Source organism: Actinokineospora sp. (assembly GCF_050699995.1).
In the GTDB taxonomy this organism is placed as follows: Bacteria; Actinomycetota; Actinomycetes; order Mycobacteriales; family Pseudonocardiaceae; genus Actinokineospora.
On the sequence record NZ_JBOHGC010000515.1, the window covers coordinates 1 to 15,066 of the forward strand.

At 69.4% G+C, this 15,066-nt stretch carries 12 protein-coding genes; 7 read left to right on the forward strand and 5 right to left on the reverse strand.

Annotated features, from left to right (window positions below; translation table 11 throughout):
• On the reverse strand, positions 1 to 398 hold a 398-nt coding region (locus ACRDSQ_RS25640; RefSeq protein WP_431424521.1), incomplete at its 3' end, for an MFS transporter.
• Between the two features lie 248 nt (positions 399 to 646).
• Here ACRDSQ_RS25640 and ACRDSQ_RS25645 point away from each other — a divergent pair.
• The gene (locus tag ACRDSQ_RS25645) at positions 647 to 1,426 is read left to right on the forward strand and encodes a GntR family transcriptional regulator (protein ID WP_431424522.1); all 780 of its coding nucleotides are present in this window, start codon (positions 647 to 649) and stop codon (positions 1,424 to 1,426) included.
• 1 nt (position 1,427) lies between these two features.
• Here the strand turns inward: ACRDSQ_RS25645 and ACRDSQ_RS25650 are convergent, their stop codons facing one another.
• The 3 genes from ACRDSQ_RS25650 to ACRDSQ_RS25660 form a co-directional block, all read right to left on the reverse strand.
• On the reverse strand, positions 1,428 to 1,571 hold the full coding sequence (locus tag ACRDSQ_RS25650) for a hypothetical protein (protein WP_431424523.1): 144 nt from the start codon (positions 1,569 to 1,571) through the stop codon (positions 1,428 to 1,430).
• 472 nt (positions 1,572 to 2,043) lie between these two features.
• Positions 2,044 to 5,811, reverse strand: a complete 3,768-nt coding sequence (locus ACRDSQ_RS25655; protein WP_431424524.1) for a DNA gyrase subunit A — start codon at positions 5,809 to 5,811, stop codon at positions 2,044 to 2,046.
• A gap of 34 nt (positions 5,812 to 5,845) precedes the next feature.
• Positions 5,846 to 9,352, reverse strand: a complete 3,507-nt coding sequence (locus ACRDSQ_RS25660; RefSeq protein WP_431424525.1) for an ATP-binding protein — start codon at positions 9,350 to 9,352, stop codon at positions 5,846 to 5,848.
• 264 nt (positions 9,353 to 9,616) lie between these two features.
• Between ACRDSQ_RS25660 and ACRDSQ_RS25665 the strand changes: the two genes are divergently transcribed.
• Both ACRDSQ_RS25665 and ACRDSQ_RS25670 read left to right on the forward strand, forming a co-directional pair.
• On the forward strand, positions 9,617 to 10,375 hold the full coding sequence (locus tag ACRDSQ_RS25665) for a lytic polysaccharide monooxygenase (RefSeq protein WP_431424526.1): 759 nt from the start codon (positions 9,617 to 9,619) through the stop codon (positions 10,373 to 10,375).
• 2 nt (positions 10,376 to 10,377) lie between these two features.
• Positions 10,378 to 10,947 carry a DUF305 domain-containing protein gene (locus ACRDSQ_RS25670; protein WP_431424527.1) on the forward strand — a complete coding sequence of 190 codons (570 nt, stop codon included), beginning with the start codon at positions 10,378 to 10,380 and terminating at the stop codon, positions 10,945 to 10,947.
• A 62-nt stretch (positions 10,948 to 11,009) separates the two neighbouring features.
• On the opposite strand, the gene ACRDSQ_RS25675 is transcribed toward ACRDSQ_RS25670, so the two are convergent.
• Positions 11,010 to 11,351: an antibiotic biosynthesis monooxygenase family protein gene (locus ACRDSQ_RS25675; RefSeq protein ID WP_431424528.1), complete on the reverse strand. Its 342-nt coding sequence runs from the start codon at positions 11,349 to 11,351 to the stop codon at positions 11,010 to 11,012.
• Between the two features lie 103 nt (positions 11,352 to 11,454).
• Between ACRDSQ_RS25675 and ACRDSQ_RS25680 the strand changes: the two genes are divergently transcribed.
• The 4 genes from ACRDSQ_RS25680 to ACRDSQ_RS25695 are packed head-to-tail and all read left to right on the forward strand — an operon-like array spanning position 11,455 to position 15,034.
• Positions 11,455 to 11,715 carry a hypothetical protein gene (locus tag ACRDSQ_RS25680; RefSeq protein ID WP_091383600.1) on the forward strand — a complete coding sequence of 87 codons (261 nt, stop codon included), beginning with the start codon at positions 11,455 to 11,457 and terminating at the stop codon, positions 11,713 to 11,715.
• A complete protein-coding gene (locus ACRDSQ_RS25685; protein ID WP_187223658.1) occupies positions 11,712 to 11,957 on the forward strand; it encodes a hypothetical protein in 246 nt (81 codons plus the stop codon). The genes ACRDSQ_RS25680 and ACRDSQ_RS25685 overlap by 4 nt, the downstream gene beginning before the upstream one ends.
• Positions 11,958 to 14,672 carry an FtsK/SpoIIIE domain-containing protein gene (locus ACRDSQ_RS25690; protein ID WP_431424529.1) on the forward strand — a complete coding sequence of 905 codons (2,715 nt, stop codon included), beginning with the start codon at positions 11,958 to 11,960 and terminating at the stop codon, positions 14,670 to 14,672.
• Positions 14,669 to 15,034: a hypothetical protein gene (locus ACRDSQ_RS25695; protein WP_431424530.1), complete on the forward strand. Its 366-nt coding sequence runs from the start codon at positions 14,669 to 14,671 to the stop codon at positions 15,032 to 15,034. The genes ACRDSQ_RS25690 and ACRDSQ_RS25695 overlap by 4 nt, the downstream gene beginning before the upstream one ends.
• Positions 15,035 to 15,066: the final 32 nt, after the last annotated feature.

Sequence of the window (15,066 nt, forward strand, 5' to 3'; positions counted from 1 at the left end):
GTCCACAGCGCCGCCGCGCGCGGCCGGTCCCGCGGCGCGAGCCGGGTGCGCAGCAGGCTGAGCGTGGCGGGCACAAGCAGCGCCGCCGCCAAACCTTGGATGACCCGCCCCGCCAACAGGGGCTCCACGCCGCGCGCCATCCCGGCGAGCACCGTGCCGACACCGAAGGCGACCAGACCGGCGCGCAGGACGACCCGCTCCCCGAGCCGGTCGACGACCGCGCCCGCGGCGAGCAGCAACGCGGCGAACGGAAGCAGATAGGCGACCGTGATCCCCTGCGTCGCGGTCACCCCGAGCCCCAAGTCGGCCGCGATCGACGGTGCCGCCGCGGCCACCACCGTGTTATCCGCGGCGGCGAGAAACGCTATCAGCGCGATCGTGGTGCGCACCCTGCTCATCCGGACCACCGCGCGAAAGCCGGGAAATGACGCAGGGGGGACATGGCTCGGACGTTAACTTCCTTAACCAGGCGGTGTCGACGCCCGGTTGAATTCCTTGCGGACGCGGGTGGAGTTTCCCGCAATCGGTTGTCACGTCCGTGCCAATTGTTCAGTCTGGGTGAACGATGGCCACACCCTGGGACGGCACTGACCCGGGCGTCGAGTTTTGTTACGTTCGGCGGAGTCGTCGGTGAGGATGAGGTCGCGTGAACAAGCTCGTCGGAGCCGGTTTGGACCGGAAAAGCCACACCCCGCTGTGGTCGCAGCTGCACGCGGACCTGCTGCGCCGGGTCGGCCTGGGCGAATTCGACGACGCCTTCCCCGGTGAGCTCGCGCTGGCCGCCGAGTACGAGGTCAGCCGCAACACCGTCCGCGAGGCCCTGCGGCGACTGCGCGCCGACGGTGTCGTCGTCGCCGGGCGCGGGCAGCAGCCCCGGATCGGCAAGGCCACCGGGATCACACAACCCCTTGGCGCCCTCTACAGCCTGTTCGCGTCGGTCCGCGCGTCCGGCATGGACCAGCGCAGCACCGTGCGCACCCTCGACGTCCGCGCGGACGCGCTTGTCGCCGTGCGCCTCGGGTTGGAGGAGTCGACGCCGCTGCTCTACCTGGAGCGGCTGCGCCACGCGGGCGACGAACCCCTTGCGGTGGACCGCGTCTGGCTGCCCTACTCGGTGGCCGCCGCGCTGCGCACGGTCGACTTCACCCACACGTCGCTCTACCGCGAACTCGACACCAGGTGCGGGGTCCGGCTGACCGGCGGCCAGGAACACATCAGGGCGGTCGTGCCGACACCGGCCGAGCAGCGGCTGCTCGACATCCCGACTGGTGTGGCGGCGCTGGCGATCGACCGTATCGGCACCGCGGACGGGAACCCCGTCGAGTGGCGGCACACCCTGGTGCGCGGCGACCGGTTCAGCGTGGTGGCCGACTTCTCCGCCCGCTCCGGCTACCAGCTGCTCGACGTCCGGGCCGGGAAAGCCTGACCTACCAGTTGGCGGGCACCGCTTCGACGCACAGACCGTAAGACGAGGCGATCACCGTCGGGAAGTACGGGGCGGCCACCCCGGGGACCGCACTGGGCGTGCCCGGGGACTGGTGGTAGCTCAACCACAGCGGCAGCACGAACACGACGGGTGTGGGACCTCCCCTGAACCCCCCGACCGCGGAAAGCGGTTCCGGTTCAGGCGAAGCCCCAGGCCAGCACCCCGGTGATCCCATCAGGCACCCCTCCCGCGCGAGCGAGTCAGCACGCGACACGACCAGGCGGGGGCATCGCCGTCACGTCGTCACCGCGGGCCGAACTCGCTCCGCGCGCAACACTGCGAACGGTCGACTGCTCAGGAAAGGGACAGACACGGACCCCGCCAACCTCGGGCGTAAGGCGGGCAATGCAGCGGGGTCCGTGGCTGCTACGGGCCGGATTCCCACCGGGCCCGAGTTCTTGGCACGCTATTGCGTTGGTGGTCGCCCGGGAGCGGTTGGTTTGCGCGCCCAGTCGCCCCGGGCGACCGAGGACAACGTTAATTGCGGGCCCCGCACCCGAGCATCGGGGAAAACCCTAGGGCACCCTAACGGTCGGTGAACAGGCCTCTGACCTGGCTCAATCCCGCTCCACCAAGTGCCCCACGACATCCGGCCCAGGGTGTGCGTGACCAGATCCGTCGCGGCGCGCGTCGGCCTCCGGCAACTCGACCGCGACCCCGGTCCGGCTCGATCCGGCGGGCCTGGGTCCGACCCAGGCGAGGGTCAGCTCGGTCTCGCCCTTGAGGAACCGGTGTGACCGGACGCCGCCGGTGGCCCGGCCCTTCGGGGGGTAGGCGTCGAACGGGGTGACCTTGACACTCTGGCCGGTCGAGGTGACCAGCTGCGGGGCGCCGTGTTCGGGGTCGTCGGTGCGGACGGCGCCGAAGAAGACGGCGGAGGTGCCGACGGCCAGGTTGATCCCGGCCATGCCGCCGCCCTTGAGGCCTTGGGGCCGCACGAGCGAAGCGGCGTAGCGCAGCAGCGAGGAGTCGGAGGAGACGAAGACCAGGCTCTCGGAGCCGTCGGTGAGCCAGGTCGCGCCGATGATCTCGTCGCCGTCCTTGAGGCTGATCACCTCGAACTCGTCTGACCGCACGGGCCACTCCGGGGAGCAGACCTTGACCACGCCTTGGCGGGTGCCGATGGCCAGACCAGGTGACTCGCCCTCGTCCAGCGGGGCGATGCCGATGACCCGTTCGCCCTTCTCCAACGACACCAACTCGCTCGCGGCCATCCCGCCGCTGAGCGAGACCGTGCCGCTCTGCTCGGGCAGCACCGGCAACGGGAGCACGTCGGTTTTGACCGCGCGACCCCGGTTCGTCACCAGCAGGACCTGCCCGCGCGCGGTCGAGTGAACCACCGCGGCGACCGCGTCGTGCTTCACCCGGCCCTTGCGCCTGCGCGCCTCGGAGGATTCCTCCGACTCGGCGGCCGTGCGGGCCACCAGGCCGGTGGCGGACAGGATCACCTGGCACGGGTCGTCGGTGACCTCCAGCGGCCCGGCCGGTTTGGACGCGGCCAGGACCTCCTTGAGGTCACCGTCGATCAGCGCGGTGCGGCGCTCCTCGGCGAGGTCCCTGGCGACGGCGGCGAGTTCGGTGGAGACGACCTTCCGCAGCACGGCTTCGTCGTCGAGGATCTTCGACAGCTCGGCGATCTCGGCCCGCAGCTTGTCCTGTTCGGACTCCAGTTCGAGCTTGTCGTAGCGGGTCAGGCGGCGCAGCGGGGTGTCGAGGATGTAGGTCGCCTGGATGTCGGAGAGCTTGAACTTGGACATCAGGCCGGTCTTCGCCGCCGACGCGTCGTCGCTGCCGCGGATCAGCTTGATCACCGCGTCGATGTTGAGCAGCGCGATCAGCAGGCCGTCGACCAGGTGCAGCCGCTCCTCACGCTTGCGGCGGCGGTAACGGGTGCGGCGGGTGACGACCTCGTAGCGGTGGCGCAGGAACACGTCGAGCAGCGCCTTGAGCCCGAGTGTCTGCGGCTGGCCGTCGACGAGGACCAAGTTGTTGATACCGAAGGACTGTTCCATCGGCGTGAGCCGGTAGAGGTCGGCGAGCAGGGCCTGTGGGTTGACGCCGACCTTGCACTCGACCACCAGCCGCGTCCCGTTCTCACGGTCGGTGAGGTCCTTGACGTCGGCGATCCCGGTGAGGCGCTTGGACTTGGTCACCTCGTCGGTGATCTTCTCGATGATCTTCTCCGAGCCCACCTGGTAGGGCAGCTCGGTGATCGTGATGGCCTGACGGCCACGACTGCCTTCCAGCGGCCCGATCTCGACCTTCGCACGCATCCGCACGACACCGCGGCCGGTCTCGTAGGCCTTGCGCACCTCGTCGAGCCCGAACAGCATGCCGCCGGTGGGCAGATCGGGGCCGGGGATGAACTCCATCAGCTTGTCGAGGGAGGCGTCCGGGTGGTTGACCAGCCAGCGCGCGGCGGCGACGACCTCGCCGAGGTTGTGCGGGATCATGTTGGTCGCCATGCCGACAGCGATGCCGGAAGTGCCGTTCACCAACAGATTCGGGAAGGCGGCGGGCAGAACTGTCGGCTCCTGCAGGGAACCGTCGTAGTTCGGCCGGAAGTCCACAGTGTCCTCGCCGAGCTCCCCGACGAGCAGCATCGCGGCCGGGGACATGCGTGCTTCGGTGTTGTGATTGACGAATCCGCCCGCCAGGAACGAGTGGTCCTCGGACTCGACCCGAACCGAGTAGACCTCCGCGGGCTCGCAGGACTGGACCTCGGTGACCGTCTCAAAGCGGTAGCCTGCATCCATGATCGGCAGGATCGTCGCCAGGATCTCCGGGTCCTTGATCCGGTCGATGATCCGCAAACGCTCGGTTTCCCAGCGCTCGACTCGGTCGAAGTTGTGTTTCGTCAACCACTTCCGACCACTGCCCCGGCGATCGAAGTCGAGGGCGTCGCGCACATAGTCGGCCACGAACGGGACGCTGTCCTGGCTGAGCCGGTGCGGCCGTAGCGGAGAGTGCCGCAGCAGCTCGCGGATCTTCGCCTGCTTCGTCTTGAGGAAGCCGACTCGCTCGGCGAACGCCCGAACATTGCGCAGACCGGATACGAGCAGTCGGAATTCGACGGAGCCGCTCGCCCGCACGTAGGAGTGCAGCTTGGCGATCACCCCGAACTCGGCGAGAAGTTCCTGCACCTCGCGAACGAGACGTTCGCTGTAGCTGGTGTAGTGGACGGTAAACCCGTCCTTGGCGACCCGCGGTCCACCGTCACCTTCGAACAGGGCCATCAAGAACGCGCGCTTGACACCCCAGCCACCCCGCCACACGCACTCCGGAACGAACTTGTCCTTCGCCGAGTGCCCGATCAGTTCGCCGAGCGGACTGGCGCGGAACGCGTCCATCCCGCCGCGATACTCCTGGACGTCAAGTTCGTGGATGCGCTTGCGATCCCGACGAGTCTCCCGGTCGGACACGTACCGCATGCCTCCCACAACCGCGTCGTAGGCATGGAGCACCTCCTCGAAGAAGTGCGCGTCAGCGTTGTTGAAACCCGCCCTGTTCTCGCTGGCGAAGCCCTCGGAAACCCATGCACCTGCGAGCACACCGAGCATGTATTCACGAGCGGTGGGCACCACACTCGCCCAGGCGTTGCGGGCGACGCAGACGACCGCGCCCGGCTGGAGCTCGTCGAGCCTGCGCCACTGGAACAGTGGCACGCCCATCGGGGCTTCCAAACACAGGACCAGATGATTTTCGCTGCCACGGAGCGAAAAACCGGCGTCGGTGGTCATCCGGAGTGTCGGGTGAACTCCCGAATTGAACACTCGATCGACCCGTACCGCTTTGCCGTCCTTGTCGAGAACGTCGAAGTCGACGTCCGCCTCACTGTCGGCGGGCAAGTCGACCAGATCAGCGATCCGGGGACTCGATCCGTCCGCCAACCGGATACGGGTGTCGCCGACAACGCAGTATCGGCTGGCGGCCGGTCCATCGTCCGGGCTACCAAAGTTTCCGTGCCCGTCGACCAGCGGCGTGTTCAGCGAGAAGTCCTGCGCCATGCGGACCATGGCGTCATAGATCGCCATGTCGCCGTGCGGGTGGTACTTGCCCATCGCATCACCGACAACGCGGGAGGACTTCACGTAGGCGTGGGTCGGGCGGTAGCCCTGTTCGTTCATCGAGAACAGGATGCGGCGGTGCACCGGCTTGAGCCCGTCGCGCGCGTCGGGCAGGGCACGGGAGTGGATGACCGAGTACGCGTACTCCAGGTAGGAGTCCTCGATCTCGACCTTGACCGGGTTGTCGAAGACCTGGGCGCCCGCCCGGTCGAACGCTGCGGGGTCGATCTTCGTCGAGGTGCCCTTGCGGCGTGCCATTGCTCAGTGCTCTCTTTCGTGCGGACTGCTCAAGTCACATGTCGATGGCGGACTGGTCGACCCGCGCGGCCGACTCGACGAGCCAGTTGCGGCGGGGTTCGACCTTCTCGCCCATGAGCAGTTCGAGGGCGGTCTCGGCGGCTTCGGCGTCGTCGAGGGTGATGCGGCGGACGGAGCGGGTGGCCGGGTTCATGGTGGTGTCCCAAAGTTCGTCGGCGTCCATCTCGCCGAGGCCCTTGAAGCGGGGCACCGGGGTGACGATCGACTTGCCCGCCTTCTCCAGCCGCGCGACGGTGGTCTCCATCTCGCGCTGGCTGAAGGTGAAGTGGGTCTCGGGGTTGCGCCCCTTGGTGGTGATCTTGTGCAGCGGCGGCATGGCGGCGTAGAGCCTGCCGTCCTCGATGACCGGGCGCATGTACTTGGCGAACAGGGTGATCAGCAGCGTCCGGATGTGCGACCCGTCGACGTCGGCGTCGGCCATCAGGATGACCCGGCCGTAGCGCATGGTGGACAGGTCGAAGGTGCGGCCGGTCCCGGCGCCGAGGACCTGCACGATGGACGCGATCTCGACGTTGCGCAGGGTGTCGGCGAGGCTGGCCTTCTGCACGTTGAGAATCTTGCCCCGCAAGGGAAGCAGCGCCTGATACTCCGACACCCGAGCCATTCGCGCGCTGTTGTGGACGAAGACACCCGCTTCGAGCGCGAAATTGTGATAGCCCTCGACGGTGAGGTCATAGACGTCGGCGGTCTCCATCAGCGGCTCGACCGACACCACCTTGTGGTTGACGAGCGATGCCGCTTCGCGCAGGCGCTCGAAGTCGCCTTCGTAGCACTGGAGAAGACGGTCGAAGCGCAAACCTGTGCGGGCTGTGCTGAGCCGTGTGGTCTCGTAGGCGTCAGCCAGCTCCGCGTCGGACAGCGACGCCATCAGCGGTGCGAGGCGGCGAAGAGCGGCCAGCCTGCGGCCGTCGTTCTGCTTGGCGACGCGCTCCGATCGGGGAACCGTCTCCACGTACCGCGCACGGCCCGCCTGAGCGGCGGCCAGATGCCCGTTGGACGGGTCGCTCAGCCGCGTTCGCATCCGAACCGAATGACGCTCGCCGAACTCGGGATTCTGTCGGTGCCATGTGATCACCGCGGCCCGCTGGCGCTCTCGCTCCGCGGGGTCGGCGAACTGCTGGATGGTGAGCTTCGAGCGCCACGCCAGCAGTTCCTCATCCTGCCATTGCGCCTTCGACCTGGCGCTGCACTCCGCTGGGCGCGCGGGGTCGGCGAAGAAGGCGCGTACGCGGGCGGCGGCCGCCAAGCGATGCTCGGGACGCGCCCAGTACTCGGCCTGGAGTTCCCGCATCCGTTCGGCGTAGGCAGCCCGTTCGGCGTCGTCGAGCGAGGCGTACCAGCCCTGGAATCCCTGTTCGATGCGTTCGCGGAAGTCGGGATCGGAATTCAACGCGGCGAGACGATTCAAGCATGCCTCGCGGAAACCGGGGTCTTTCCACTGAGCGGACAACATTGCGGACTTGAACTCGAGTCCACCCTTGTCCAGCCAGGCTCGGTACCCGGCGTGCACGTGCTCGCCCATCATCGAGGCGTGCAGCGCCGAGTGGTCCTCCCACGTCATCCGCCGCAGGTTGCGTGGGTCGTTGTTGCGCTTGTCCACGTCGATGTGGTGGCGGACGTTGCCGTTGTCCGTGCTGTCGGCGCCATGACGCAGGTTGTACGCGTCCGCGAGATAGTGGGTGTAGACCCACTCCTCGCGGTCGTTCATCAAGACTTTCTCGTAGCCCTCCAGCTTGTCGCCCGCGGACTTCGCCGAGAAAGAGCGGTAGAGCGGCATCAGTGAATCGTCGGGCCGCAATGCGTCCGCGCGCCGGTAGGAACCGTCGCGGAGGCGGAAGCGGTGCTCCGGCGTGCATCGGACGGATTCGCCGTTGTCCAGGGTCACCCGAACCAGCGGGGCGCCACGTTTGGTGAGTCGGGGCTCCACCAGCGGGGCCACCACGACCCGGCCCGCCTTGTTCGTGGTGTAGCCGAAATGCGTGACCCCGTTGGCCCAGTCGGCAGCCAGGTCCTCGAAGGACATGCTCCGCCCGGACGCCAGCGCGACCATAGTGTCACCGGTGAAGCAGCCCAACGCGCTGTCGCCCTCGACGAGGAACAGCTCGCTGCGGGCGACGCCCGTGGCGCGGCAGTCGACGAGTTTCGGCGGCATGGCCGCGCCTTCGAGGGCGGTCTTGCGGCGGGCGGCGTCCTTCTGCTGCTTCTGCGCGACGCGCACGCGGCCGGCGTCGACGATTTTCTGGAGAACGACCTTGGCCTCGGACTTGGTCTTTTTGTCGTCGATCCATGCCTTGAGGTGGCGCTCGACGACGCCGCCGATGACCTTGGTGATGCCCGCGGTGGACAGCTCGTCCTTGGTCTGGGAGGTGAACTGCGGCTCCGGGATGCGCACGTGCACGACCGCAGTCATGCCTTCGAGCACGTCGTCCAGGGTCGGCAGGTCTTCCTTGGGCTTGAGCAGGCCCCGGGCGCGGGAAATGGCGTCCTGCAGTGCTTTCACCGCCGCGCGCTCGAAGCCCTTGCGGTGGGTGCCGCCGTGCATGTTGCGGATGGTGTTGGTGAAGCACTCGACCGTACGCTCGTAGCCGGTGCCCCAGCGCAGCGCGACCTCGACCTCGGCCTTTCGCTCCACTTTGGACCGCATGACGCCGTTCTCGTCGGCCGCGTTCTCCAGGTACGTGCCCTCGCCTAGGATCAGCAGGGTGCCCGAGACGGCCTTCTCGCTCGACGGCGCCAGGAAGTCGACCATGTCGGTCAGGCCGTTGGGGAAGTGGAACGACTCCTCGGAGATCGTGTCCTCGATGGCGGTGCGCAGCACGTACTTCACGCCGGGGACCAGGAACGCGGTGTTGCGCAGCTTGGCCCGCACCGCCTCGACGTCGAGGGCGGCGGCGTTCTCGAAGTAGCGCGCGTCGTACCAGTAGCGGATGGAGGTGCCGGTGGCCTCGCCGCGTTTCATCTTGCCGACGATGTTGAGGCCGGACTGGCGGGTGAACTTCGCCTTGGGGCCCGGCCCGTCGAACACCCCGGGCACGCCGTGGGCGAAGGACATCTGGTGGACCTTGCCCTCGCGCTTCACGGTGATGTCGAAGCGGTGGGACAGCGCGTTGACCGCCGAGGCGCCGACGCCGTGCAGGCCGCCGGAGGTCTTGTAGCCCGAGCCGCCGAATTTGCCGCCCGCGTGCAGCCGGGTGAGCACCAACTCGACACCGGAGAGGCCCGACTTGGCGTGCACCCCGGTCGGGATGCCGCGGCCATCGTCGTCGACCTGGACGCTGCCGTCGGCGTGCAGGGTGACGGTGACCTTCGACGCGTGACCCGCGACACCCTCGTCGGTGGAGTTATCGACGATCTCGCTGAACAGGTGGTTGATGCCCCGGCTGTCGGTGGAGCCGATGTACATGCCGGGCCGCTTACGGACCGCCTCCAGACCCTCCAGATGGGTCAGGTCGTCGGCCCCATAGAGGGTCTCGGCAGTCACTGGCTCGCTCTCCCGGCTTCGTCCATCGCTCGAACAGGTGTCCCAAGGTACCGGAGGCCGTCCCCACCCTTTGGCAACCTGGCCGTACCGATCCGATCCGGGCACACCCGGTAACTCTGTGAAATTCCCGCCCCACCCGCGGATCTTGACGTCCATCCGGACCCCGACTTATGGTCTAGACCATCCGAGCACCACTAGGCAGCAGGCGTCCCACTGCTCCCGCACCGTGCCAGGCGGCACGGAAACGCCGCTGTGGAGGACCCTGTGAAACGTCGATTCGCCCTGGCCGCCGGAGCCTGTCTCGCCCCGCTCCTGCTGGTCGTCATCCCGGCCGCGCCGGCGCTGGCCCACGGCTATGTCTCGTCCCCGGCCAGCAGGCAGGCCATGTGCGCGCAGGGGAAGGTGCCCGACTGCGGCCCGATCGTCTGGGAGCCGCAGAGTGTCGAAGGTCCCAAAGGCCAGCGCAACTGCCACGCCGGGCTGAGCCAGTTCGCCCAGCTCAACGACGACTCGCGCACTTGGCCCACCACGTCGGTCAGCGGCCGCGTCACGTTCAACTGGGTGATCACCGCCCGGCACTCCACCCGCGACTGGGAGTACTACATCGGCAACACACGGGTCGCGTACTTCAGCAGCGGCGGCGCCCAGCCGGGGGCGACGGTGAGTCACCAGGTCGACCTCAGCGGGTTCTCCGGCAGGCAGAAGCTCCTGGCGATCTGGAACATCGCGGACACGCCGATGGCCTTCTACTCGTGCGTCGACCTGCAGATCGGCGGCGGCACCACACCCCCGACCACCACCACACCTCCGACTACCACTCCCCCGACGACCACCCCCCCGACCACCACCAAGCCCCCGACAACCACCACCCCGCCGACGAGCGGGACGTGGACGCCCGGCACGGCGTACGCGACGGGTGCCGTGGTGACCTACAACGGCGCCTCCTACACCTGCAGGCAGGGCCACACGGCGCTGTCGGGCTGGGAACCCGACGTCACCCCCGCGCTCTGGCTGCGGAACTGACCGTGGCGCGCCGTGTCCTGGCCGCCCTCGCGGCCCTCGCCGCCCTCGCCGGATGCGGCGCGCCCGCCTCAGCCCCGCCGCCGCCCCCGGTCTCGGCCTCGAGCTTCAACGACACCGACGTGATGTACCTGCAGATGTCCATCGCCCACCACCGCCAGGGCATCGACCTGGTCCGGCTCGCCGCGGGCAGGCCGGTGCGGGCGCAGGTCGCCGACCTGGCCAAGGCGATCGAGCTGACCCAGGCCGAGGAGGTCGAGTCGATGACCGGGTGGCTGGCGGAATGGGGCAAGCCCGCCCACACCGACCCGGACCCGGGCGCGCACAAAGCCCACGGCGGGCTGCCACTGACCGCCCCCGACACCATCGAGAGCCTACGGACCACCACCGACGGCGAGTTCGAACGCCGCTTCGTCACCGTGCTGACGGGGCATCAGCACGGTGCGGTGGAGATGGCCCGCGCGGAGCTGGCGGGTGGTGTCAGCCACTCCGCGCGGGCACTCGCCGACCGGGTCGTCCGGTCCCGCAAGGGCCAGATCGAGCAACTGCTCGGGCTGACCGGACAACCCGGCTAGTCCGGCCAGTCCGGCCAGTCCGGCCAGTCCGGCCAGTCCACAGTGGATGTCGCACCGCGGCGCTAATCCGCCCGACGGAACCCGTACGCGCGTTCTACTTTCGCGATCCGAAGCTCGAAGCCGTCGTACCACTCGGCACGGCCGCGCGCGCGTGCGGCGGCGTGCTCGGCGTTGTCGCGCCAGGTCTTGATGGCGGTCTCGTCGGTGAAGTAGGAGACCGTGATGCCCAGGCCGTCCTCGCCGCGCGCGCTCTCGTGTCCGAGGTAGCCGGGGCTGTCGGCGACCAGCTTCGACATCAGCGCGGCCGTCTCGTAGTAGCCGTCGTGGTCCGGTCGTAAGACCGCGGTGAAGACCACGGCATAGTAGGGCGGTTCGGGTGTGCTCGCGATGTCCCCAGTGTCCATGTCCGACATTAAACCAGCGGTTCACCCGGTGCGGTCCCACGATCGGTCAGAGGTGTGCACCCGGTGTGCCGCTTGGAGATCATCAGCACTAATCTTCGACGGCATGGCGGGCGTGGAAGAGATCCGGACAGGGATCGCGGTGGCCACCGAAAAGGCCCAGGCAGGTATCGCGGCGATTTCACAGGCGTCGCTCCAACTAGACGAGGCGCGCAGCGCTCTCGCGACGGCGACGCAAGGCAGCGGTCAAGCGGACGTGGCGCAAGCCCATGGTCTGCTGGCCGAGGCGCTGCAGGTCCTGGCGGGCGCTCAGGCCACGGTCCAAGCGAGCATCACCACCGCCGAGGGCTACGCGGCACGACTTTGACGATCTCGGAGCTGGCCGAGCAACTGCGCGGGGTGTCCGACGCGTTGGACCGGACCGCCGCCTACACCGCGGCGGCCGTGCCGTCCCTCGAGGAGGCCAAGGCGGTCCTCCTTGGGGTCAAGCGGGTGGAGGACGGCTGGTACCCGGCCGAGCTCGAACTCGCGATCGCCGAGGTGAACCGGGCGAGTGAGCTGATCGCGCGCGGGCGCCAAGCCGTGATCGACTATCTGATGAGGCTGTAGATGCTGGGCAAGGGCGAGCGTCGCAATCGGGCTGAGCAGGCGCTGGGGGAGCTGCGGAGCGTGCTCGGGCTGGCGCTGGGCGCTGCCCAGGGCAGGCGGGTGCGGGCGCAGACCCGCAAGCGGCAGCTGGAGTTCGAGCGCGCCGTCTACGGGATGGGGTTGGCGAAGGCCGCCAGGGACGCCGACCTGATGGCGAGCCTCGCCGACGACCCGGCGCGGCGCGCGGTGTGGCAGCGGGTGACCGCTGAGCGGGACCGCAACTACGCCGAGTGGCACGAGAGCGGGCTGAACGCGGTCCGCGAGGTGGTCGCGGCCGAGGCGGTGGGCCCGGCCGGGCGGCCGTGGGAGGACTGGCTCGGGCAGGTCGGACGCGACCCCGGCGCCTCGGCGCCGCGGCTGTGGCGGATCGGGTCGGCGCGGGTGGAGCACGCCCCGCCGGAGCACGGGTTTCCGCTGGCGGTGCCGCTGCTCGACGTCGGGCACCTGCGGCTGAACTCGGTGACCGACAGCCGGGCGGCGGTGGACTCGATCGTGGAGTCGCTGCTGGTGCGGATGCTGAGCACGTTCGTCCCGGGCGCGGTCCGGGTGCACCTGTGGGATATCGGGCACCTGACCGGGCCGCTGCCGAGGCTGCATCCGCTGACGGCGGCGGGGTTGATGGTGGTGCACGACCCGACCCGGCTCGACGACCTGCTCGCCGGTCTCGCGGGCCACATCCGCAAGGTGCACGCGGCGACGCTTCGGCATGGCGCGGGCTCGCTGCGGGAGACGTGCGCGGCGGCGGGCAAACGGGTGGAGCCGTGGCAGGTGGCGGTGCTCTTCGGCAACGGTGAGCGGCCCGCGGACGAGCTGTACCGCGAGCTCAACCGGGTCGCCCGCACGGGACCGGACGCCGGGGTGCACCTGATCCTGGTGGACGTGCCGGTGGCGGCGAACAGTCCGATGGAGACAGTCACGTTCGTCGACGGCGAGCACGCGACGAGCAGCATGACCGGGCCGGGCGTGGTGGTCCGGGCCGACGGGCCCGCGCCCGCCGCGGCGGTGAGCCGGGCGGCGAGCGCGATCGGCGAGGTGGTGCTGTCGCGGCGCGGCAGGCCGCGCACGTTCGCCGACCTGCTGCCGGAGACATTGTGCCAGGAGTCGGCGCGCGACGAGTTGCGCACGCCGGTCGGGTTCCACGACGGCGCGCCCGTCGAGGTCGTGATCGGCGACGCGACGCCGCACGCGCTGGTCGCGGGGCCGAGTGGGTCGGGCAAGACGAACTTCCTCTACGCGATGCTCGGCGGCCTCGCCGCGCGGTATCCGCCGTCGGAGCTGGAGCTGTACCTGCTCGACTTCAAGGAAGGTGTCTCCTTCGCCGGCCTGACCCCCGGTCGCAAGGACCCGAGCTGGCTGCCGCAGGCGCGGCTGGTCGGGGTGAACGTGAACACCGACCGTGAGTTCGGCTTGGCGCTGCTGCGGTTCCTCGCCGAGGAGCTGGCGCGGCGGGCGGAGGCGGCCAAGCGGCAGGAGGTCACCAAGCTCGCGGAGCTGCGGGAGGCCGACCCGGACGGGCACTGGCCGCGCATCGTCGCGGTCATCGACGAGTTCCAGGCGCTGTTCGGCGGCCGCGACCAGATCACCCAGCAGGCGGCGTCGCTGCTGGAGGACGTGGCGCGCCGTGGGCGTTCCCAGGGCATCCACCTGGTGCTGGCGAGTCAGGACATCGCGGGCATCGAGGCGTTCTGGGGCAAGCCGGCGGTCTATGACCAGTGCACTCTGCGGATCGCGATGCCCAAGGCGAAGCGCGTGCTCGCGGAGCACAACAACGCGTCGGTGACGCTGCCGCGCCGGCACGCGGTGCTGAACCACGAATCCGGTGTGGCGCATGGGAATGAGATCGCGCACATCCCGGACGCGTCGAGCCGGGGAACGTTCGACGCGCTGCAGCGCAGGCTGTGGGAGGAGCAGTCCTCCCCGGTGCCGCGGCTGTTCGACGGCGCCCACCAGCCGGAGCTGCTGACCGCGGCGGCGTACGCGACTCCGACCGGGCCCGTGCTGGGGCAGGTCATCGACGTGGCCGACCAGTCGGCGAGCCCGCGGCTGGACCCGGTGCCCGGCCGCAACCTGGCCGTCCTCGGGACGGCGACGGCGGATGCTCTGTCCATTATGGAGAGTGCGGCGCTGTCGCTGGCCCGGCTGCACGCGCCGGGGACGTGCGACTTCAGTCTGTGGTGCCCGGTTGGGTCGCTGCACGAGCGGGTCAAGCGGCTCGCCGACGTGCTCGGCGGTCTGGGGCACGAGGTCGACCTGCGCACGGGTGAGGACATCGCCACCCTCACGGAGGAATCCGCTAAGCGGCCGCGGTTTGTGTTCTTCTACGCCGTCGACGCCGCCCACCCCTGGCTCGAGGTCAAGGAACCTCCGCTGATGCGCAGCGGGCTGGACCGGCTGCGGTCGCTGCTCAAGAACGGGCCTGCCGCCCAGGTTCACACGATCGGCTGGTGGCGGGGCGTCGGCAGGCTCAAGGACACCCTGGGCTTCGGCGGCACCGACGATGTCGGCGCCTGGGTCGCGCTGGACGTGCAGGGCCAGGAGCTCAACAGCATCGCGGCGGGTCAGCTCATCGACTGGTCGCCGCGCCCGCACCGCGCGGTGTTCTTCGACCGCACCACCCACGCCCGGCCGCAGGTCGTGATCCCGTTCGACACCTCGACCGCGATGGACGCCTCATGACCGACGACCCGAGCGCGCGCTACAAGGAACTCCTCGACACCGCGCACCGAGCGGCCCGCACGCACTCCGAGCACGAACGGGCCCGCTCGCTCGCCCTGATCGGCGAGATCGCCGCGGAGGACAAGGAGATCGCGGCGGCGACGGACGCGGAGGCGAAGGTGACCGAGGAGGTCACCGGCTGGTGGCGGCGGCAGGTGGCCGCGCCGCTGGCCGACGTGAGCTGGCTGACCCTGGGATCGCTGCCCGCCGCGGACCCCAGCGCGGACCCGGAGAACCTCAAGGACTACCTCGCCCACATCGAGCCCGCGACCGACGCCCTCAACACCGCGGTCCGCCGCGCCAACTGGCCCCGCCGCCGCTGAACGACCTGGCACCCGTCGCGAGTCCCCAGTTC